20 protein-coding genes are annotated in these 20,607 nt (G+C 68.7%); 6 read left to right on the top strand and 14 right to left on the bottom strand.

What is annotated here, in order from left to right; all coding sequences use genetic code 11:
* Window positions 1-161: 161 nt before the first annotated feature.
* Window positions 162-1,349 carry an ROK family transcriptional regulator gene (locus tag OG609_RS39690; RefSeq protein WP_327277246.1) on the top strand — a complete coding sequence of 396 codons (1,188 nt, stop codon included), beginning with the start codon at window positions 162-164 and terminating at the stop codon, window positions 1,347-1,349.
* A gap of 123 nt (window positions 1,350-1,472) precedes the next feature.
* Here OG609_RS39690 and OG609_RS39685 read toward each other — a convergent pair whose 3' ends face one another.
* Together OG609_RS39685 and OG609_RS39680 are read right to left on the bottom strand one after the other, a co-directional pair.
* The gene (locus tag OG609_RS39685) at window positions 1,473-1,742 is read right to left on the bottom strand and encodes a hypothetical protein (protein WP_327277245.1); all 270 of its coding nucleotides are present in this window, start codon (window positions 1,740-1,742) and stop codon (window positions 1,473-1,475) included.
* Window positions 1,743-1,811: 69 nt separating this feature from the next.
* Complete coding sequence (locus OG609_RS39680; protein WP_327277244.1) at window positions 1,812-3,143, bottom strand: N-acetylmuramoyl-L-alanine amidase; 1,332 nt, start codon at window positions 3,141-3,143, stop codon at window positions 1,812-1,814.
* A gap of 383 nt (window positions 3,144-3,526) precedes the next feature.
* Between OG609_RS39680 and OG609_RS39675 the strand changes: the two genes are divergently transcribed.
* Window positions 3,527-5,740 (top strand): terpene synthase family protein, encoded by a 2,214-nt coding sequence (locus OG609_RS39675; protein WP_327277243.1) that lies wholly within the window; start codon window positions 3,527-3,529, stop codon window positions 5,738-5,740.
* Here the strand turns inward: OG609_RS39675 and OG609_RS39670 are convergent.
* From OG609_RS39670 to OG609_RS39655, 4 genes are all read right to left on the bottom strand, one after another.
* A complete protein-coding gene (locus tag OG609_RS39670; RefSeq protein WP_327277242.1) occupies window positions 5,716-8,118 on the bottom strand; it encodes a glycoside hydrolase family 95 protein in 2,403 nt (800 codons plus the stop codon). The genes OG609_RS39675 and OG609_RS39670 overlap by 25 nt on opposite strands.
* A gap of 148 nt (window positions 8,119-8,266) precedes the next feature.
* Window positions 8,267-8,767 carry a hypothetical protein gene (locus tag OG609_RS39665; RefSeq protein ID WP_018550733.1) on the bottom strand — a complete coding sequence of 167 codons (501 nt, stop codon included), beginning with the start codon at window positions 8,765-8,767 and terminating at the stop codon, window positions 8,267-8,269.
* A 319-nt stretch (window positions 8,768-9,086) separates the two neighbouring features.
* Window positions 9,087-9,488, bottom strand: coding sequence for an ACT domain-containing protein (locus tag OG609_RS39660; RefSeq protein ID WP_327277241.1), 402 nt, complete (start codon window positions 9,486-9,488; stop codon window positions 9,087-9,089).
* Between the two features lie 10 nt (window positions 9,489-9,498).
* Window positions 9,499-10,098 carry a CGNR zinc finger domain-containing protein gene (locus tag OG609_RS39655; protein ID WP_327277240.1) on the bottom strand — a complete coding sequence of 200 codons (600 nt, stop codon included), beginning with the start codon at window positions 10,096-10,098 and terminating at the stop codon, window positions 9,499-9,501.
* A 50-nt stretch (window positions 10,099-10,148) separates the two neighbouring features.
* Here OG609_RS39655 and OG609_RS39650 point away from each other — a divergent pair, with 50 nt between their 5' ends.
* The gene (locus OG609_RS39650) at window positions 10,149-10,802 is read left to right on the top strand and encodes a pyridoxine/pyridoxamine 5'-phosphate oxidase (RefSeq protein WP_327277239.1); all 654 of its coding nucleotides are present in this window, start codon (window positions 10,149-10,151) and stop codon (window positions 10,800-10,802) included.
* Between the two features lie 24 nt (window positions 10,803-10,826).
* On the opposite strand, the gene OG609_RS39645 is transcribed toward OG609_RS39650, so the two are convergent.
* From OG609_RS39645 to OG609_RS39625, 5 genes are all read right to left on the bottom strand, one after another.
* Window positions 10,827-11,069, bottom strand: a complete 243-nt coding sequence (locus tag OG609_RS39645; protein ID WP_327277238.1) for a DUF397 domain-containing protein — start codon at window positions 11,067-11,069, stop codon at window positions 10,827-10,829.
* 102 nt (window positions 11,070-11,171) lie between these two features.
* Complete coding sequence (locus tag OG609_RS39640; RefSeq protein WP_327277237.1) at window positions 11,172-12,338, bottom strand: thiolase domain-containing protein; 1,167 nt, start codon at window positions 12,336-12,338, stop codon at window positions 11,172-11,174.
* On the bottom strand, window positions 12,331-13,383 hold the full coding sequence (locus tag OG609_RS39635; protein WP_327277236.1) for a thiolase domain-containing protein: 1,053 nt from the start codon (window positions 13,381-13,383) through the stop codon (window positions 12,331-12,333). Before OG609_RS39635 ends, OG609_RS39640 begins: the two co-directional genes overlap by 8 nt.
* Window positions 13,384-14,337, bottom strand: a complete 954-nt coding sequence (locus OG609_RS39630; RefSeq protein WP_327277235.1) for a Zn-ribbon domain-containing OB-fold protein — start codon at window positions 14,335-14,337, stop codon at window positions 13,384-13,386.
* Between the two features lie 15 nt (window positions 14,338-14,352).
* Window positions 14,353-15,153, bottom strand: coding sequence for a crotonase/enoyl-CoA hydratase family protein (locus tag OG609_RS39625; RefSeq protein WP_327277234.1), 801 nt, complete (start codon window positions 15,151-15,153; stop codon window positions 14,353-14,355).
* A 167-nt stretch (window positions 15,154-15,320) separates the two neighbouring features.
* Between OG609_RS39625 and OG609_RS39620 the strand changes: the two genes are divergently transcribed.
* The 3 genes from OG609_RS39620 (at window position 15,321) to OG609_RS39610 (ending at window position 19,367) form a co-directional block, all read left to right on the top strand.
* Window positions 15,321-16,949, top strand: coding sequence for an acyl-CoA synthetase (locus tag OG609_RS39620; RefSeq protein ID WP_327277233.1), 1,629 nt, complete (start codon window positions 15,321-15,323; stop codon window positions 16,947-16,949).
* 217 nt (window positions 16,950-17,166) lie between these two features.
* Window positions 17,167-18,255: a right-handed parallel beta-helix repeat-containing protein gene (locus tag OG609_RS39615; RefSeq protein ID WP_442818040.1), complete on the top strand. Its 1,089-nt coding sequence runs from the start codon at window positions 17,167-17,169 to the stop codon at window positions 18,253-18,255.
* A 35-nt stretch (window positions 18,256-18,290) separates the two neighbouring features.
* Window positions 18,291-19,367, top strand: a complete 1,077-nt coding sequence (locus tag OG609_RS39610) for a methyltransferase (protein WP_327277231.1) — start codon at window positions 18,291-18,293, stop codon at window positions 19,365-19,367.
* An 84-nt stretch (window positions 19,368-19,451) separates the two neighbouring features.
* On the opposite strand, the gene OG609_RS39605 is transcribed toward OG609_RS39610, so the two are convergent.
* The 3 genes from OG609_RS39605 to OG609_RS39595 all read right to left on the bottom strand — a co-directional run bounded on the left by OG609_RS39605 (window position 19,452) and on the right by OG609_RS39595 (window position 20,600).
* Window positions 19,452-19,784 carry a TcmI family type II polyketide cyclase gene (locus OG609_RS39605; RefSeq protein ID WP_327277230.1) on the bottom strand — a complete coding sequence of 111 codons (333 nt, stop codon included), beginning with the start codon at window positions 19,782-19,784 and terminating at the stop codon, window positions 19,452-19,454.
* Between the two features lie 77 nt (window positions 19,785-19,861).
* Window positions 19,862-20,341, bottom strand: coding sequence for an SRPBCC family protein (locus OG609_RS39600; RefSeq protein ID WP_114242774.1), 480 nt, complete (start codon window positions 20,339-20,341; stop codon window positions 19,862-19,864).
* 1 nt (window position 20,342) lies between these two features.
* Window positions 20,343-20,600 carry an acyl carrier protein gene (locus tag OG609_RS39595; protein ID WP_327277229.1) on the bottom strand — a complete coding sequence of 86 codons (258 nt, stop codon included), beginning with the start codon at window positions 20,598-20,600 and terminating at the stop codon, window positions 20,343-20,345.
* Window positions 20,601-20,607 lie beyond the last annotated feature (7 nt).

Genomic DNA, 20,607 nt, shown 5'->3' with positions numbered 1-20,607 from the left:
TGGCTCCTCGCTCAGCGGCCTGCAGAGCAGAGTCGTGACATGCCTTAGGACTGTCAAGGGCTCAAGTACCATCGATTTCAATCCACTTGGCGCAGACTTATGCCGATGGCCGAACAGAGAACGCCTTGTGAGCAGCGAAAGTCGTCCTTAGGGTGACTGTCATGTCTTCGCCGTCGGATCGCACATCCGCTGCCGCCTCGCACTCGCCGGGCGAGGTGCTCGCGCTGATCAGTTCAGGGGTGGTGGCGACCCGTGCCGATATCGCCCGGATCACCGGGATGGCCCGTTCGACGGTCTCCCAGCGGGTGGACGCGCTGATCGCGCACGGTCTCGTGGACGAGGACGCCGACGGCGGTTCCACCGGCGGACGCCCGCCGCGCCGACTGGCGCTGCGCACCCGTGAACACGCGGTGGCCGGGGTGGATCTGGGAGCCTCGCACTGCAGGGTGGCGCTGATGGACATCGGCGGCGCCACTCTGGCGGTGCAGGAGGAACCGCTGTCGATCGGTGACGGACCTGACTCCGTACTGCGGCACGTGGAGCGGACCGTGCGCACCCTGCTCGACGAGGCGCACCGGAAGCCTGAAACGCTACGGTCCATCGGCGTCGGGGTACCGGGCCCGGTGGAGTTCTCCACCGGCCGTCCTGTCGATCCGCCTATCATGCCCGGCTGGCACCAGTACCCGATCCCGGAGTTCTTCGCCGCCCGGTTCGGGGTGCGGGCACTCGTCGACAACGATGTGAACGTGATGGCGCTGGCCGAGCAACGCCGTGCATTCCCGGACTGCCGCTACCTGTTGTACATCAAGGTCGGTACGGGGATCGGCTGCGGGATCGTCGCCGACGGCCAACTGCACCGGGGCGCACAGGGCTGCGCCGGCGACATCGGACATATCCGGGTCGCGGACCTCGACGATCCGTGTCGGTGCGGCAATTCGGGCTGCCTGGAGGCCGTCGCGGGCGGTGCGTCACTGGCGGCAAAAATGGTCGGTCTGGGACTGGACGCGACATCGGGCAGCGATGTCGTGCGGCTGGTGCAGTCCGGGAACCGGGACGCCGTAAGGATGGTGCGCGAGGCGGGGAGGGCGGTCGGCGAGGTACTCGCCGCTCTGGTGAACTTCTTCAACCCGGACACGGTGGTGATGGGGGGCGCACTGGCCGCCGTCCACGACCAGTTGCTCGCAGGGGTACGCGAGGCGGTCTATCGGCGCTCGCATCCGCTGGCCACGCAACTGCTGCGGATCGAGCCGAGCCGTACGGGTGAGAATGCGGCCGCGGTGGGGGCGGGCATCCTCGCGATCGAGCATGCGCTGTCTCCCGCACAGGTGAACCGCCAGGTCGCGGGCTGACAGAGGCCGGGGCGGCCGGATCAGTGACCGAACGGTCTCAAGTGCCCCTCCGTGTACGGATACCGTGCACGGAGGGGCACGAGTCACGCGGTCACGCGGTCACGCGGTCACGCGGTCACGCGGTCACGCCGGAATCATCAGGTCCCACCGGGCCTCGAACAGCGCGCACCGGTACTCCGCCCAGCTCCCGTCGCTGACGCCCGTGTTCCCGGCCGCGACGCACTCCTGCTGGGTCCCGTACGAGCCCGCAACGTCCCAGCCCTGCACCCCGACCTCGGAGGCGGCAGCGGCCGAGGCAGTCGCGAACGTGACTGCGGCTCCGGCGCCGGTGAATACGAGCGCCATTGCAACCCCCATGGCCGCGGTGGCAGCGGTCCTGGTCAACTTGTGCATGAAGGCCTCCTCTTCGTTGTTCGGATGCACGCAATCTCCGGCGCTGCTGCGACGACGCCCCCTGCGGTCTCAGCGCGTCCGCACGATGTCCACATCGGATGCCTTCACGAAGGCGACCCGGTGGCCGATCTGCACCGTCACGTACTTCTCCTTGCCGCGGAAGTACGAGTGGTCGAGCGGGTACGAGGCGTCGATCGTCGGGGCGTAGAAGAAGCCTGTGGGCGCCTCACCGCCGCCGGGATAGGACTGACCGGCCTTGATGGTGTACTGCAGCGGCGAGCCCACCCGCTGGTCCGCGAAGTCCGCGGGGTATTCGGACTTCTCCGGGTACGCCACCCCGTACACCGGCACCTGCGTACGGCCCGCCTTCGGCTTGACCACGTAGCCGGAGGTGGGCGTGGTGGTCCGGGTGTGGGCCGGGGTCTGGAACCAGGCCTTCTGGCCGTACCACCAGATCGCCGTCCAGCCGGGGGCGTGGTCCGCGACGACGGCCTGCTGAGTGGCGCTGATCTTGCTGCCCCAGTCGGCGGCGCAGTTCGTGCCGGGCGAGCCGTCGGTGTGCAGGCCGGGGTCGGAGAAGAGCGGTGCGTCGGTGGACGGTGCGGTGTGGAGCGGGACGGCGCTGGAGCCTTGGACCGGCAGGTCGACGCCCTTTTCGCAGTCGCGGAACGCCTGCCTGTTCTTCTTGAAGTCCGGGTTGACGGTGATGAGTTCACTGCTCTTGGGGGCGCTCGGCACGGTGGGCTTGCCGAGCAGCGCCATGAAGTGGTTCCAGTCCCAGTACGTGCCCGGGTCCCAGTGCATGTTCTTGGTGCCGGACGCGCTGGTGGGCGGCACACCGTCATGCCCGATGATGTGCTGGCGGTCGAGCGGGATGTCGTACTTGGCGGCAAGGTAGCGCACCAGCTTGGCGGTCGAGCGGTACATCTCGGGGGTGTACCACTTGGCGCCCTCGACGGCGACGCCCTCCTGCTCGATGCCGATGGAGTGGCTGTTGACGTACCAGTTGCCCGCCTGCCAGGCGACGTCCTTGCCCTTGACCATCTGGGTGACATGACCGTCGCCCGAGCGCACCACATAGTGGGCGGAGGTCTGCTTCAGCGGGTTCTGGAAGATCTTCAGGGTGGTGTCGAAGTCTTCCTCGGTGTCATGCAGAACAATGAATCTGATCTTGTTGGTGTGTGGCCGGTCCGAGGTGTCGTAGTTCCCGTACGTCTCCTTGTCGGCCGGGTCACCCGTCTGCTGGTAGGCCGCCGGTACCCAGTCGCATTCGAGGCCGCGCGGGCATTCCGGCCGCACCGCGTCCGCACCGGCCTGCGCCGCGGGACTGAGCAGCGCCATGCTCAGTGCGCCGACCGCGGTCAACGCGAGTGCGAGTCCGGTCCTCTGCTTGGACGTCATGACAACCCTTCTTGGAGCCGTACGTGATGGAGCCGTGCGTGATCCGATCTCACTGTTCCGTTTCGCGCACACTCTCTGACCTGAGGTGATAGCGCGTCAAGAGTTCAGTGGAGGTCGCAGGTCGAGCCAGTGGACCAGACCACTGACAGGGCGTCCGACCTGCGGTCGGAAAGAATCAACCGGTTTCTGACGCCGCCTCGTTACCTGGGTTTTACGGAGCGGTGGGCCGACCGGCGACATGCACTCGCACGCCACGAACGAGCGCACTTCTTATGTGACTAATCCCGGATGTGCGTGCCCCGAACGGCCGAAGGGTAGTGCTCGCGCGGACACGACCGGTCCGTGCGACGTACGCACGGAGACATCGGAAAGGCCGGACGCACATGGCTCAGCCCTTCACCCTGCCGGACTTCTACGTTCCGTATCCGGCGCGGCTCAACGCCCATGTCGAGGAGGCACGACAGCACACCAAGAACTGGGCGCGCAGCATAGGGATGCTGGAGGGTTCGGGTATCTGGGAGGAGAAGGACCTCGACTCCCACGACTACGCGCTGCTGTGTGCGTACACCCACCCCGACTGTTCGTCCGAGGCCCTCTCGCTGGTCACCGACTGGTATGTGTGGGTCTTCTTCTTCGACGACCATTTCCTGGAGCTTTTCAAGCGCACCCCCGACCGTGAGGGCGGCAAGCGGTATCTGGACAGGTTGCCGGCGTTCATGCCGATGGACCGTGGGGCTGAGATGCCGGAGCCGATCAATCCGGTCGAGGCGGGGCTGGCCGATCTGTGGGCGCGGACGGTGCCGAGCATGTCCGACGCCTGGCGGGTCCGGTTCGCCGAGGCGACGAAGAACTTGCTCAATGAGTCGCTTTGGGAGCTCGCCAACATCAACGAGGGGCGTATCGCGAACCCCGTCGAGTACATCGAGATGCGCCGCAAGGTGGGCGGTGCCCCGTGGTCGGCGGGTCTCGTGGAGTACGCGGCGGGCGCGGAGGTCCCCGATGCGGTGGCCGACGAGCGTGCGCTGCAGGTGCTGCGGGATGCCTTCTCCGACGGCGTACATCTTCGCAATGACCTCTTCTCGTACCAGCGGGAGGTCGAGGACGAAGGTGAGAACAGCAATGGCGTGCTGGTCCTTGAGCACTTCCTCGGCTGCTCGACGCAGGAGGCCGCCGATGCGGTGAACGATCTGCTGACGTCGCGGCTGCAGCAGTTCGAGAACACGGCGCTCACCGAACTCGGTCCGCTCTGCGCGGAGAAGGGGCTGGACCCGGCGGACACAATGGCGGTTCTGGCGTACGTCAAGGGGCTGCAGGACTGGCAGTCGGGCGGTCACGAGTGGCACATGCGCTCCAGCCGCTACATGAACGACGGCGGTGCCGGTGAGGCCGCGCTCGGCTTCGGTATGGCCGCGGCGTCGGTCCGGTTCACACGCCGCTCGGAGACGGCCCGGCTGCGCAGCCACACCCATGTGCCGTACCAGCATGTCGGCCCGTCCCTGCTGCCCGACTTCGAGCTCCCGTTCGGTACGACGCTGAGCCCGCATCTGGACGGGGCGCGAGTGCGCATCGTCGACTGGGCGAACCGTATGGGGATTCTGGAGGCACAACCGGGGGTGCCGGGTTCACACATCTGGGATGAGGAGCGGCTCGTCGCGATCGACCTGCCGCTGTGTGCGGCAGGTCTGCACCCGGATGCGACGCCGGAGGAGCTGGATCTGTCCTCCCAGTGGCTGACGTGGGGGACGTACGGCGACGACTGGTTCCCGGTGGTGCACGGGCGGGCTCGTGACCTGGCGGGGGCCAGGCTCGCCAATGAGCGTCTGTCGCTGTTCATGCCCCTGGACGGGTCCGGGACACCCGAGCCGGTCAACGCTCTGGAGCGGGGGCTCGCCGATCTCTGGACAAAGACCTCGGCCCCGATGGACGCGAGCGGGCGCCGTGCCTTCCGGACGGCGGTCGAGGACATGACCGCGAGCTGGGTGTGGGAACTGGCGAACCAGGTGCAGAACCGCATTCCGGACCCGGTGGACTACATCGAGATGCGACGGAAGACCTTCGGCTCGGATCTCACGATGAGTCTGTGCCGGCTGGGGCACGGCAGGAGGGTGCCGGCGGAGATCTACCACAGCGGTCCGCTGCGCTCGCTGGAGAACGCGGCGTCGGACTACGCGTGTCTGCTCAACGACCTGTTCTCGTACCAGAAGGAGATCGAGTACGAGGGAGAGGTCCACAACGGCGTCCTGGTGGTGCAGAACTTCTTCGGGGTGGACTATCCGACCGGGGTGGCGATCGTGCACGACCTGATGAAATCGCGGCTGCGGCAGTTCCTGCACGTCGCCGAGCAGGAACTCCCGGTGCTGTACGAAGACTTCGCGCTGGACGCGGAGGCGAGGGAGATCCTGGCCGGGTACGTTCAGGAGCTCAAGCACTGGATCGCGGGCATCCTGATCTGGCACCGGGACTGCCGGCGTTACCGCGAGCAGGATCTGCGGCGGGGCACCGGCGCCCCGTGGCACCTCAGCGGTCCCACGGGGCTCGGTGTCTCGGCGGCGCGGGTGACCGCGCTGTTCGCTCAGCCCTCGGCCACCAGCGTGTAGCGCCCGCCCGCACGCGCCTTGAAGACCTTCTCGCCGCTCGCGAACAGCGAGCTGCGGACGGTCACTTCGCGGTTGCGGCTCGCCGTGATCACCACACGGCGGGCCTGCCCCGCGGCCCATTCGATGTCCACGGTGAAGCCGCCTCGGGCGCGCAGCCCGCGCACCGACCCCTCCGCCCAGCTCGCCGGGAGGGCGGGGAGGATCTCGACGGTGTCGTGCTGGCTCTGCAGCAGCATCTCGGCGATGCCGGAGGTGGCGCCGAAGTTGCCGTCGATCTGGAACGGGGGGTGGGTGTCCCAGAGGTTGGGCAGGGTGGAGCTCTTCAGCTGTTCGGCGAGCATCTTGTGTGCGTGGTTGCCGTCGCGCAGCCGCGCCCAGAAGTTGATCTTCCATGCCTTGGACCAGCCGGTGCCGCCGTCGCCGCGTGCGCCGAGGGAGACCTTGGCTGCTTCGGCCCACTTGCTGCCGGATTCGATCTGCCGCCCGGGGTGCAGGGCGAAGAGGTGCGAAACGTGGCGATGGTCGTCGGCCGGGTCGTCGCGGTCGGTCTTCCACTCCTGGAGCTGGCCCCAGGAGCCGATCCGCAGCCCGGGGTCGAGCCGGTCGAGGGCAGTCTCCAGGCGGCTGCGGAAGGCAGGTGCGTCACCGAGGGTGCGGGCGGCCTCCAGGGTGTTGGTGAGGAGGTCGTGGACGATCTGCTGAGACATCGCGGCACCGGCGGTGAAGTCGCCGTGTTCGGGCGAATAGCTGGGGGTGACGACGAGCAGTCCGTCGCGCGGGTCGGTGCGCAGATTGGCCAGCCAGAACTCGGCGGCCTCCTTCATGGCCGGGTAGGCGGTGGAGCGCAGATAGTCGGTGGAGCCGTTGAACCGGTAGTGCTCGTACATCTGCTGGGTGAGCCAGGCGGCGGCCTCCGGGAACCAGAAGGCGGTGGACCAGTCGTGAACGCCGGTGAAGCCGTACGGGTTGGTCTCGTTGTGCACGACCCAGCCCGCGGTCCCGAACATCTCCTTCGCCGTCTTCCGGCCGGGGGCGCGCATCGCTTCGATGTAGCGGTCGTACGGTGCGGTGGTCTCGGCGAGGTTGGTGACCTCCGCGAGCCAGTAGTTCATCTGCAGATTGATGTTGCTGTGGTAGTCGGCGGACCACGGCGGGGTGGTGGAGTTGTTCCAGACGCCCTGAAGGTTGGCGGGCAGCGAGCCGGCCCGTGAGGAGGCGATCAGCAGGTAGCGGCCGTACTGGAAGAACAGCGCCTCCAGGGCCCGGTCGGCGGGGCTCGTACCGTCCGTGTACTGGGCGAGCAGTTGATCGGTGGGCAGGTCGGGCAGTTGCTGGCCGATGTCGAGGGCGACCCGGTCGAAGAGGGCGCGGTGGTCGCGTACGTGGGTGTCGCGGACCTTCTCGTACGAGGTCCGGGCGGCGGAGTCCACGGCGGCCGTGACCGCCCTGTGCGGGTCGTCGCCGCGGTAGGAGGGATAGCGGTCGGCATAGTCGGTGGCTGCGGCGAGGACGAACCAGGCGCTGTCGGCGCCGGTGACGGTGAGGGTGCCGTCCGCGCCGGCGGTGACGGTGCCGCCGCTGGTCCGGATGCGGATCTGGGCCTCGAAGCACAGGCCGTTGTCCTTCAACGCGCCACGTACGGTGAGCCGGTCCCTGTCGGCGTCGGCGGTGTAGTCACTGCGGGGTGAGGTGTAGCGCAGGGTGAAGGACACCTGTCCCGGACGGTCGGCGGCAAAACGCCCCGCAATGACCTTGCCCGGGTGGGAGACGAAGAACTCCCGTGTGTGGACGGTGTCTTGGTGGGTGTACGTGACGGAGGCGAGGGCGTTTCGCAGATCGAGGGTGCGTCGGTAGGAGGCGTCGGGGGCGGCCGGGGCGTTCGGCAGGTCCAGCCGCAGGTCGCCGAAGACCTGGTAGGCGCCGTAGCCGCGGCGCGCCTGGCCGAGCTCGGCGGCGACGGCGTCCGGGCCGATAGCGCCCTGACTGTCGAGGCGTTGCTGTACGCCGGAAAGGGCGCCGGGCCTGGGCGTGGTCCAGTTCCCGAAGTCGTAGCCCTCGGCAGAACCGGGACCGCCGGTCCACAGCGTCTTCTCGTTGAAGGTGAGCCGCTCGGAGGCCAGCGTTCCGTACACGCTCGCGCCGAGGGCACCGCCGCCGATGGGCAGCGACTCGCGCTCCCAGCCCGCGGCCGGAGTGTTGTACCGAAGCGTCGGTTCCACCGATTCCTTCGAGTACGCGGAGCCTTTCGCGTCCTCTGATTCATCGGAGGTACTGGCGGCTGCCGCCGTGCCGGAAAGGGCAGGGATTCCCAGGGCCAGAACACTGGTTGCGCCTATCGCTGACTTCACTGTGGTGCGTCGCGTCATCCCGGATGTCATGCGGCCGACGGTAAAGGTCCGACGACTGCCCCGACAAGGCACATGACAAAGCGGCCCCTTGGACAGAGGCCGCCAACACTTGGACAGATGGGTTATGCATGCGCCCGCAGCCGCCCGATGCGTACGGGCGGCCGGCGAAGGGACGGTTTCAGCCCTGCTGGAACAGCTCGGCGGGCAGAGGCTTCAGCAGGGTGTACAGATCGTCGGTGATCGGCCGGTCCCAGCTGGCGATGGTAACGAGCACGCCGTCGCTGCGGTCGAACTGGACGCAGGAGATCCGGCTCTCGGAGAGCTTGACGCGACGGACGATCAGCAGGTTGTCGCCCTGCATCACGGGCATGTCCTCGGTGCCGGTGACCTCGACCGGCTCGTCGTTCTCGAGCGCGAGCAGCAGCTGGGCGACCTCGAACGGGACCTGGCCCTCCTCGGTCTCGCGGGCGGGCGAGCCCTCCGGGAGATTGCCGATGATCATCGCGGGGCCGCGGCCGCCGAACAGGTCGTAGCGCAGAAAGACGCCCTGACAGCTCCCGTCGGGCGCGGGCAGCAGACCGGCGCCGAGGTTTCCGGGCCAGTCCCCCGGGTCCATGGCCAGGACGTCGAAGTCGGGGCCCGCGGGTGTGGCGGCGCTACGGCGGCGGAGGAAGGACATGCAGACATGTTACGTGTCCGGGCTCACGTTGCGGAGCCGGGTCTGCGCCGGCCGGGGCACAGCCGGGTCCGCGGCTCGGGCTCCGGCGGGTCCGATGGCCGCACTCCGGCGGTTCTACGGCCCGTGCTCCAACAGCTCCCCGGCCCTGCCCCAGGACCTGTCCGGCGGATCTTCGCGGGCCCGCGACGCCTGGCACGGCACCTCGCCGCGTTGCCGGGGGCGTCCAAGTACGTCCAGTACGAGAACGATCCTTCGCCTTGCGATGCACCGCACCAGACGCCTCGGGCCGATCCGCGAAGATCCGCCGGACAGGCCCTGGCTAGCCGGATTCCGCGGCCAGTGCCTTCAGCACGTCGACGGCCTCGGCGGCCCGGTCGTAGGGAACGAACAAGTGGTCGTGGTGGAAGCCGGCCACCACATTGCAGCTCAGCCCGACATCGGTAAGCGCCAGGGACACTGCGGCGGTGAGCCCCACCGCGTCCAGCGCGGAGTGGACACGCAGGGTGATCCAGCCCGCCACGTAGTCGTATCGCAGCCCGGCGGAGACGGCTTCCGCCTCCGGCAGCACCATGGTGAGCCCTTCGGGCTCGGTGACCGTGACGACCGGATTGACGCCTTCGGGCATCACACCGTCGGGCGCGGTGGTGAAGACATGGCGTCCCGGGTTCAGCTCCGGCCGCATGCCACTCAGCAGGGTTCGAAGATCGCGCTCACCTGTCACGATCACCACGCTACGTGGCGCGGTGGCGCTCGTGGTGACGTGCGACCCGGGCGCGGTTTCCGCAGGACGGCGTGCACCACTCCTGGCGGGGATGCTCCTTGATGAAGTAGCGCACGCAGCGTGGGGCATGGCAGGCACGCAGGGCCGTGCGGTCCGGTCCGGTGAGGAAGCCGACGGCCGCGCGGGCAAGGGCGGCGGGCAGAACGTTCCCTTCCGCCGTTCCATCGGTCGGGTGGTCATGGGCGACAGGATCGCGGTCCTGCGCCCAGTCGAGGCGTGGCACGGTCGGGACTGCGGCAGCGGCGGCGTTGAGCCGGCGGAGCGCCTCTTCGAAGGGCAGCAGCCGTCCGGCATCGGCGGGACTCGGCTCGCCGGGGCGGACGGCGTACGCGAAGAGCGCCCGAACGGCGGCGCGCAGCGACCGTACGGCTTCGAGGCTCTGTTCGTCGGCCGCCCAGGTTTCGCCACCCGACGCGTCGCCGAGCACACCGCGCCGCTCGTGCACCCAGTGGGTCAGCCCGTGCGGGGTGTCGAGGTCGTCGGCGACAACACCACGCCCGTCGTGGTGGATGGTGAGGGCGAGGTCGAGCGCAAGCCGGGTGTCGAACACAAGGCTAATGGTAGCTTCGACCGGGGCCGTTAAATACAGGGAGGGGCGGCATGACCGAGCTGGGTCAGTTGCTGCGCGACATCGAGGTGTTCCGGGGCGATCTGCCCCTGTTCGACCCTCGGACCGTGCCGGATACCCCCGCCGAGCTCTTCACCGAATGGCTGTTGCACGCCCTGAAGGCCGGGGTGCGGGAGCCGCACGCGATGACCCTGTCGACGGCAGGTGCGGACGGGAATCCGACCGCCCGCACCCTGATCCTCAAGAATGTCTCCGAGCAGGGCTGGCAGTTCGCCTCGGACGCGGGCGGCGTGAAGGGCCGCGATCTCACGGAACGCCCCTATGCCGCGCTCACCTTCTACTGGTCTCCCCTGGCCCGGCAGGTCCGGGTGCGCGGGCCCGTGGTCGCGGAGAGCGCCGGGCAGAGCGCGGCGGACTTCCTGGCCCGGGGTGCGGGGGCCAGGGCCGAGTCGCTGCTCGGGCGGCAGAGCAGCCCACTCCGCGACCTCGCGGAGCGCGACGCGGCGGTACGGGAATCGCTGGCGCGCCTGGAGCGGGAGCCGGATCTCGTACCGCCGGGCTGGACGCTGCACACGGTGCGCCCGCAGAGTGTGGAGTTCTGGCAGGGCGACAAGCAACGCAGACACACACGGCTCAACTACCGTGCTGCTGACGATGGTTGGGTGCGCGAGCTGCTGTGGCCCTGAAGAGGGGTGCCGGGCATTCGACGCTCAGGTGAGGTCGAACTCGCCGTCGCGGGCGTTCACCACGAAGGCGCGCCACTCGGCCGGGGTGAAGATCAGTGACGGGCTGCCGGGTTTTCCAGCGTTGCGCATCGCGATGAATCCTTCGACAAAGGCGATCTGGACGTCGCCCGCGCCCTGACTGCCCGACCGCCAGTCCGCGTTGCTGAGATCGAGGTCCGGCTTGTCCCAGCCCGCAAAGGGCTGCCGGCTGGTGGTGCTCTCCGCCACGTCGGCTCCTCCCGCTTGTCGTCCCGGGCCAAAGCCTAGCCACCGACGGCGGCCGGGGACAGGCCGCGGGCCGGGCTTCCACCGGTCCGGGACAGACTGCGGTCAGCGGGTGGGAGGCTCGGCTCCGACCAGCCACATGGAGAAGAACTGCGCCCCTCCGCCGTACGCATGGCCGAGCGCCTTTCGCGCCCCCGCCACCTGATGCTCGCCCGCCTGTCCCCGTACCTGCAACGCGGCTTCGGCGAAGCGGATCATGCCGGAGGCGCCGATGGGATTGGTGGAGAGCACCCCGCCCGAGGGATTCACGGGCAGATCTCCGTCGAGTTCGGTGACACCGGACTCGGTGAGCTTCCACCCCTCACCCTCGTCGGCGAAGCCGAGGTTCTCCAGCCACATCGGTTCGTACCAGGAGAACGGCACGTACATCTCGACGGCGTCGATCTCCCTTCGGGGGTCGCCGATCCCCGCCTGCCGGTACACCTCGGCGGCGCAGTCCTTGCCCGCCTGCGGCGAGACGAAGTCCTTGCCGGCGAAGAGCGTCGGTTCACTGCGCATCGCGCCGCCGTGCACCCAGGCGGGAGGATGCGGCGAACGGTCCGCACCGGCACGGTCGGTCAGGATCATCGCGCAGGCCCCGTCGGAGGACGGGCAGGTCTCCGAGTAGCGGATCGGATCCCAGAGCATCGGTGCGGACTGGACCTTCTCCAGGGTGATGTCCGGGTCATGGATGTGCGCGTACGGATTCTTGAGCGCGTTGCGACGGTCCTTGTACGCGACGAGGGAGCCCACCGTTTCCGGCGCTCCGGTACGGCGCATGTAGGCCCGGACGTGCGGGGCGAAGAAGCCGCCCGCACCCGCCAGCAGCGGCTGCTGGAACGGGATGGGCAGCGACAGGCCCCACATGGCGTTGGACTCCGACTGCTTCTCGAAGGCGAGCGTGAGGACGGTGCGGTGCACCCTCGCGGAGACCAGATTGGCGGCGACGAGTGCGGTGGAGCCGCCGACCGAGCCCGCGGTGTGCACCCTGAGCATCGGTTTGCCGACCGCGCCCAGGGCGTCGGCGAGATAGAGCTCCGGCATCATCAGGCCCTCGAAGAAGTCGGGTGCCTTGCCGATGACGACGGCATCGATGTCCGTCCAGGTCAGCCCCGCGTCTTCCAGCGCATGGACGGCGGCCTCGCGGACGAGTCCGGCGATGGAGACGTCCCGGCGGGCGGAGACGTGCTTGGTCTGGCCGATGCCGACGACGGCCACGGGCTCCTTAGGCATGAGCACTCTCCCCTTCGAGGACGGCTACCAGGTTCTGTTGCAGGCAGGGCCCGGAGGTGGCGTGGGCGAGTGCCCGGTCGGACTCCCCGCGGTGGATGCGGGCCGCGGCCTCGCCGAGGCGGATCAGCCCGGCGGCCATGACGGGGTTGGCGGCGAGCGCACCGCCGGACGGGTTGACGGTGACGCTGCCGTCGAGCCCGAGCGCCTTGCGCAGCACCACCTCCTGGGAGGTGAATGGGGCGTGCAACTCGGCGGTGTCCACAGGCCGTTCGAAGACCCCGGCGTGTTCGGCAGCGAGCCGGGTGGACGGTGATTCGGTCAGCTCCCGGACCCCGAGACTGTGGGCTTCGATGCGGTGGTCGATACCGCGGATCCAGGCGGGGCGGGGGCACAGGGCCCGTGCGCTGTCGCCGGCGGCGAGGATCACGGCGGCCGCGCCGTCTCCTACCGGCGGGCAGTCACCGGTCCGCAGCGGCTGTACGACGTATTCGCCGGCCGGGACCGGGCCGGCGATCCGGGCGTGCGGGTTGTCCGCGGCGGCGGCGCGGCTGCGGGTGGCGATCGCGGCGAGGGCGGCCTCGTCGGTGTCGCCCGCATCGATCAGCGCCTGCGTCTGAAGTGCGGCAAGTGCGACGGAATCCGGCCAGAGCGGGCCGACGTAGTACGGGTCGAGCTGGCGGGTGAGGACGTCGCGCACCTCACCGGGCGAGGACTTTCCGTAGGAATAGACGAGCGCGGTGTCGGCCTCGCCCGTCTGGATCTTCACCCATGCCTCGTACAGCGCCCAGGCGCCGTCCATTTCCACATGGGACTCGGAGATCGGCGGGTGGGCGCCGACGCCGTCGAGGGCCATGGTGAAGGAGAAGGCGCGGCCGGCGAGGTAGTCGCTGGATCCCGAGCAGGTGAAGCCGATATCGCGTGCCCTGAGGCCGGTCGCGTCGAGGACCTGGTGCAGGACCGGCATGAGCATTTCGACCTCGGAGAGTTCGTCGGTGCGCCGCAGATGATCCGTCTGCGCGAAGGCGACGATCGCTACGTCTCGCATCTACAGCAGCTCCTTGTACGCGTCGTAGTCGGCGTCCGGCTCTCCGGTGGGCCGGTAGTGGTCGGGGTGGCGGCCGCCCTCGGTCCAGACGGGCTCGACCCGCAGACCCATCCGCACCTGGTCGTACGGGATGCCGCCGATCCGCCCGTGCAGGGCGAGGTCGGCGCCGTCGAGGGCGATGTGGGCGTAGACGTACGGGACCTCGATGGCGTCGTTCATGGCGTTCTTGGCCTTGATGTTGACGATGCAGTACGTGGTGACGGTGCCGCGCGGGCCGACCTCGACCTGTTCGGCGGTGGCGATGCCGCAGGTGGGGCAGGCGCCGCGGGGCGGGACGTACACCTTGCGGCAGGACGGGCAGCGCTCGCCGACGGTGCGCCGCTCGGAGAGGGCATTGAGGTACGCGCTCTGGGCGCGGCCGGGGGTGTACGTGTAGTCGAGGCGGGCCGGGGTGACGATGCCGGTGACGGGGTCGGCGAACTCGCCGCTGTGCGCGGTGCTTTCGGCCGTCGCCTCGCCCTCGTACGGCTCGAAGCAGGCGATGTCCGTGATGGCACCGGTACGCTGTGGGGCCCAGCGGATCCGGACCCGCATACCAGTGTTCACGGCTTCGGGTCCCGGCGCGTCGAGGACATGGAGCAGGGCTGTGTCGGCCCCGTCCAGCTTGACCAGCACCCAGGCGAACGGGGTGACCAGGGGCTGGTCGCGGCGCGGGGCCGGGTTCCAGGCCCAGGTGGTGACGGTGCCGGTGGTGGCGACCTCGGTCAGTTCGCGCAACTCCTCGGCGGTGACGGGGTCGTACTCGACGGGCGGGACCAGGACCTTTCCGTCGCCGGTCCGCACGCCGAGCACGGTCCGTTCGCGCAGCCCGGTGAGGAAGGCACTCTGGACCGGGCCGAGAGAGCGGGTGAAGGGGAACTCGACCACCAGTGGTGCGCTGAGGACGTCGGGCACAGTTGTCTCCTTGGCTCAGGCGCGCCGGTAGACGGGCGGGCGCTTCTCGGCGAAGGCGCGGGCGCCTTCCTTGGCGTCGGCGGTCGCGAAGACCGGCCAGCCGCGCTTCAGTTCGGCGGCGAGCCCATCGGTCTCGGTCATTTCGGCGGTCTCGTACACGGAGGCCTTGACGGCCTCGACGGCGAGCGGGCCGCAGGCATTGATCCGCTCGGCGACGTCGAGGGCCTGTTCAAGTGCGGTGCCGTCGGGGACGACTCTGCCGATCAGTCCGATGCGGGCCGCTTCGTCGGCGCTGTACGGGCGTCCGGTGAGGAGCATTTCGAGGGCGTGGGTCCGGGCGATCTGGCGAGGCAGCCGTACTGTCGAGCCGCCGATGGGGAACAGTCCGCGCTTGACCTCGAAGAGCCCGAAGGTGGCGCTCGCACCTGCGATACGGATATCGGTGCCCTGCAGGATCTCGGTTCCGCCGGCCACGCAGTGACCCTCGACGGCGGCGATGACCGGTTTGCGGGGGCGATGATGGCGCAGCATCGCCTTCCAGTGCAGATCGGGGTCGGCGGTCATCCGGTCGCGGTACTGCTCGCCATCCATCCCCTTGCCCGCCAGTGCTTTGAGGTCCATGCCGACGCAGAAGCATCCGCCCGCGCCGGTGAGGACCACCGAGCGAACGGTGTCGTCCTCGTCCGCCGCCAGCCAGCCGTCGTACAGCCCGACCAGCATCGGCAGCGAGAGTGCGTTCTTCGCCTCCGGTCTGTTCAAGGTGAGCACCAGCGTGGCGCCCTCGCGCTGCACGGTGAGGTGTTCCGTACCACCCATTGTCTGCCTCCCGTCTCAAGACCTAGAACAGGTTGCAGTAGGTGGGGGCGCAGTTCAATAGTTTTCTGACAGCCAGTCAGATTTCTTCGGCGGCCCCTCTTCCCACTTGTGCCTCCCAGCGCTCTAATGACCGCCGAGCCAGTCAGCATCCGGGGTCAGGAGGAACGGTGGAGTACAACCTTGCCGACCTGTTCGAGTCGGTCGTCGACGCGGTCCCGGAACGCGAGGCGCTCGTCTACCTCGATCACCCCGGTACGGGTGCGGAGCGCCGCCTGACGTACGCGGAGCTGGACGCGGCCGCCAACCGCATCGCCCACCATCTGATCGAGGCGGGCATCACCCCCGGCAAGCATCTGGGGCTGCACCTCTACAACGGAGTCGAGTACCTCCAGACGGTGCTGGCCTGCCTCAAGGCCCGTATCGTCCCCGTCAATGTCAACTACCGCTATGTGGAGGAGGAGTTGGCCTACCTCTACCGCGATGCGGATCTGGCGGCACTGGTCTTCGATGCCGAGTTCGACGAACGGGTCTCGGCCGCGGCACCGAAGGCCCCGACCCTCCGCCACCTGATCCGGGTGGGGGCACCGGCGGCGGGCGTCCGCGGGCCGGACGCCGTGGCGTTCACGGACGCCGAGGCGGCCGGGAGCCCGGAACGCGGCTTCGCGCCGCGGTCGGCCGACGACCAGTTCATCATCTACACCGGTGGCACGACCGGAATGCCCAAGGGTGTGATGTGGCGCCAGGAGGACCTCTTCTTCTCCGGCCTCGGCGGCGGTGCGCCGACCGGTGATCCGGTGAAGACCCCGCAGGAGCTGGCCGAGCGGGTGGCCGCCGGTGGTGACGGGATCACCTTCTTCCCCACTCCCCCGCTGATGCACGGCACTTCGACGCTCACCGCGTTCATCGGCTTCAACTTCGGGCAACGGGTCGTCGTCCACCGCAAGTTCGTGCCCGAGGAAGTGCTCCGTACGATCGAGAAGGAGAAGGTCACCAGCGTGTCCCTGGTGGGCGACGCGATGCTGCGGCCGTTGATCGACGCACTGAAGGGCCCGTTGAAGGGAACCGACTGTTCGTCGATGTTCTCCGTCTCCAGCTCGGGCGCGATCATGTCGGACTCGGTGCGTGCGGAGTTCCAGGCACTGGTGCCGACGGTGATGCTGCTGAACAACTTCGGCTCGTCGGAGTCCGGGTTCAACGGTACGGCGACGGCCGACTCGGGGCCGGAGAAGGGGTTCCGTCTCCAGGTCAACTCCCGTACGGCGGTGGTCGATCCGGCGACGTACGAGCCGGTTGCTCCGGGCGAGCCGGGGCGGATCGCCCAGCGCGGCCATGTGCCGCTCGGGTACTACAACGACCCGCAGAAGACCGCGGAGACGTTCTTCCGAAGGGGCGACGAGCGCTGGGTCCTGCTCGGTGACATGGCGACCGTCGACGGGGACGGCATCGTCACGGTCCTCGGCCGGGGTTCACAGTGCATCAACACCGGGGGCGAGAAGGTGTATCCCGAGGAGGTCGAGCAGGCGCTGAAGGCCCATCCGGATGTGTACGACGCACTCGTCGCCGGGGTGCCCGACGAACGGTGGGGAAATCACGTCGCGGCGGTGGTGCAGTTGCGCGAAGGTGCGACCGAGCCCTCGCTCGACGACGTCCAGGCGCACTGCAGGACCCGTCTGGCCGGCTACAAGATCCCCCGCCGGCTGGTGATCACCCCGCGGATCCAGCGCTCACCGAGCGGCAAAGCCGACTACCGGTGGGCCCGCTCGGTCGTCGCCCCCCGGCGCGGACCCGAGGGCTGAGACCGGGAACCGAGGGCCGAAAGTCACCCGGATGGCGCCCGGCCCGGTGCACCCGAGGAACACCCGCACGGGCTCCGGCCCGGATCACCCGAGTGCGCCGTCGCGCGTCGGCTCCGTACACCGGGCGGCGGCCCCGGACTGAGCCATTCGGGGACGCTGTGTACCCGACCGCTCACCCTATGTGGCAATGGGGGGAAATCGCCCATAGCGTCGGCTCATGAGGAAACGACACATCATGAGCCTTGTCTCTGTCTCGGTCGTCTCGGCCGCGGGACTCGTCGTCTCGGCCGCGGTATTCGGGACGGCGGTTCCGTCCAGCACCGTCGCGAGCCCGCGTGTGGTGCACCCCGGCGGGTCGATCCAGAAGGCCGTGAACGCCGCCAAGCCGGGCGACACGGTCGTCGTCATGCCCGGCACGTACCACGAGACTGTCCTGATCGACAAGAAGGGCCTGACCCTGCGCGGCCTCGGCGGCCGAACCGTCATCAAGCCCCCCACGGGAAAGACGCAGTCCACCGACGCCTGCGCGAAGGCCGGCAGCGGCATCTGCGTCCTGGGCAAGAAGGGTCGGACCGTCGACGGCGTGAGCATCGATTCGCTCACCGTCTCCGGATTCAAGAAGAACGGCGTCTGGGCCTCCTGGACGGACCAGCTGACCGTCCGGCGCGTGACCTCCGAGCACAACGGCATCTGGGGCATCGCCCAGGAGCGCTCCACCCGCGGCCGGTTCACGGGCAACACCGCCCGCGCCAACGGCGACGCGGGTCTCTTCGTCGCGAACACTGTGGACGAGGAGGGCGGTGCCACCGACACCCGCGGCACCGAGATCCAGGACAACACTCTGGCGGACAACCGGATCGGTTTCACCGCCAGGCGCGTGAGAAACATGTCGGTCCATGACAACACCTTCACCGGCAACTGCAGCGGTGCCTTCATCGTGGGCGACGAGGGCAAGCCGCAGGCCGGAGCCATGACGATCCAGTCCAACCAGATCACCGACAACAACAAGTTCTGCGCCAAGACCGAACGCCTGCCCGCCATCCAGGGTTCCGGCATCGTGCTCACCGGCGCCGCGGACACCCAGGTCCGCTCGAACACGATCAGCAACAACGTGGGCGCCACGCCGCTCTCCGGCGGCGTCGTGCTGTTCAAGAGCTTCGTGGGAACGAAGAACACCGGCCACACCATCAGCGCCAATGTCGCGCTCGGCAACAAGCCGGCCGACCTGGTCAATGGCGACACCGGCAAGAACAACACCTTCGTCGCCAACGTCTGCAAGAAGTCCACACCGGCCGGGATGTGCTGACCGGTGCACCCTCGCACTAGGAGAAGCGAAACAGCATGACCACTGTGAGTCCCACCCCCGCACCCACCCCCGTACACGCCGCCCTCCCGCACCCCGTCACGCCCCCTCAGCCGGCCATGCAGCTGCGCGAGATCGTCTTCGGGGCAGCCCGCGCGGCCGCCGTACGCGCCGCGGCCCGGCTGGGTGTCGCCGACGCGCTGGGCGAGACGCCCGCGACCGCGCAGGAGCTCGCGACGCTGGTGAAGACCGAGCCGGTGCCCCTGCGCCGGCTGCTGCGCGCGCTGTCCTGCTACGGGATCTTCGCCGAGACCCCGGACGGGTACTTCACCCACACCGAGATGTCCCGCCTGCTGCGCGAGGACGACCCGAACAGCCTGCGCAACATCTCCCTGTGGTGCACCGAGCCCTGGACCTGGGACGTCTGGCCGCGCCTCGACGAGGCGGTGCGCACCGGCAAGAGCGTCTTCGCGGACGTGCACGGCAAGGGGTTCTTCGACTACCTCCACCAGGACGCCCACGAGTCGGCCCAGATCTTCAACCGGGCCATGACCACCTCCAGCATGCAGTCCGCGCTGGATGTCGCCGAACTCCTCGACCTCACCGGGGTGTCCGCCGTCGCCGACATCGGCGGCGGCCAGGGGCACGTGCTGGCCAGCCTGCTGGAGAAGTACCCGTCGCTGCGCGGTACCCTGATGGATCTGCCGGGTGTGGTGGCACGTGCCGACGCCCGGTTGCGGGACGAGGGACCGCTCGTCGACCGGACCCGTATCGTGGCCGGGGACTGCCGCGAGGCCATCCCCGTCAAAGCCGATCTCTACATCATCAAGAACATCCTGGAGTGGGACGACGACAGCACGCGCAGGACGTTGCGCAATGTCGTCGCGGCAGCCCGCCCCGGAGCCAGGGTCGTCGTCATCGAGAACCTCGTCGACGACACCCCGTCGATGCGGTTCACCACCGCGATGGACCTGCTGCTGCTCCTCAACGTCGGCGGTGCGAAGCACACCAGGGAGAGCCTGGTGACCCGGATCTCGGATGCCGGGCTGCTGATCGACAGGGTCGTCCCGGTCAACCCCTACCTCCACGCGTTCGAATGCGTGATCCCCGACTGATCTCCCTCCCCGGCGAACCTCCCCGGGACAACGGAAATCGCCCCGGGTCCGGCAAGTCGGCCGGACCCGGGGCGATTTCCCGTCTCAAGCGGTGGTGCCGCGCTCCCACCGGTAGAACTCGTGGGCCATGGCGTCCTTGGGACTGCGCCAGGTCTTCGGGTCGTACGCGCTCACATATGCGGTGAGCTTGTCGCTGATGTCCTTGAACGCCGGGTGCTCCGTCACCTTGGCGATCTCGGGACCCGGCGGACGGTCCGATTCGATCAGGTGCAGATAGACGTCGCCGAACTGGAAGAGCTTGCGCCTGGTGATGCCGACGAGATGCGGCAGTTCGCTGCTGTCGGAGGCGGCGAACAGCTCGGCGATGTCCGGCGCCGAACCCGGCGCCATCCGGGCGACGATCAGAGCATGGTGCATCGTGGGATGCCTTTCTGGTTCCCGGCCCGGCTGCCCGGCCGTGCGGCCGGGCGGCCGGGTCGTGGGCGGACGGCTGGTCAGCCGGCAGAGACCGAGGCGGTACGGCGCTCCCGGGCGCGCTGCTCGATCTTGTCCCGGATGAGCTCCATCTGGACCTTGGAGTTGCGGTTGATGTTGTCGGTCATCCACGCGTCGTCGACGGGTGCGTCGGGCCGCATCGCGAATTCCTGGGACCAGCGCATCTTCGTACCGCCGGGGACCTCCGAGTACTCCCACCGGATGTTCATGTGCTGGAACGGGCCCGGCTCGACACGGCGGGCGCGGACCGTGCGTGCGGCGCGGTCGACGGTCCGCTCGGAGACCCAGCTCCAGACCTTGTCGTTCTCGTCGGGGTGCATGGTCAGGCGGAACGTCGTGCTGTCGCCGTCCCGTTCGATGACTTCGACCGCGGCGTACTCACTGAACAGCCGCGGCCAGTTCTCCAGATCATTCGTCACGTCCCACACGAGGTCCAGGGGGGCGGCGATGGTGATCTCGTTCTCGGTGTGTCCGGACACTTCAGGCTCCAGTCATGAGGGTGGTGTTGACGAGGTCGAGGAATTCCTCGGGGGTCTTGCAGCGGTCGGCATCGGCCGGCAGCGCCCTGCCGTGCCGGTTCTCCAGCACGCCCACGATGCCGAGAAGGCCGAGCGAGTCGAGGCCGAACTCGTCGAAGGCGGACCCGGGGCGCTTCTCCATGTCCCGCGGGTCGACGGTGAGCCCGGCGCCCTTCTTCATCAGGACGGCGAGTTCCGTGTAGGTCAGTCGATCGGTCATGAGGACT

The sequence above is a fragment of the Streptomyces sp. NBC_01224 genome, from assembly GCF_036002945.1.
Taxonomy (GTDB): domain Bacteria; phylum Actinomycetota; class Actinomycetes; order Streptomycetales; family Streptomycetaceae; genus Streptomyces.
Note: the sequence above shows the minus strand (reverse complement) of the source record. Positions and strands in the feature narration are given on the sequence as shown.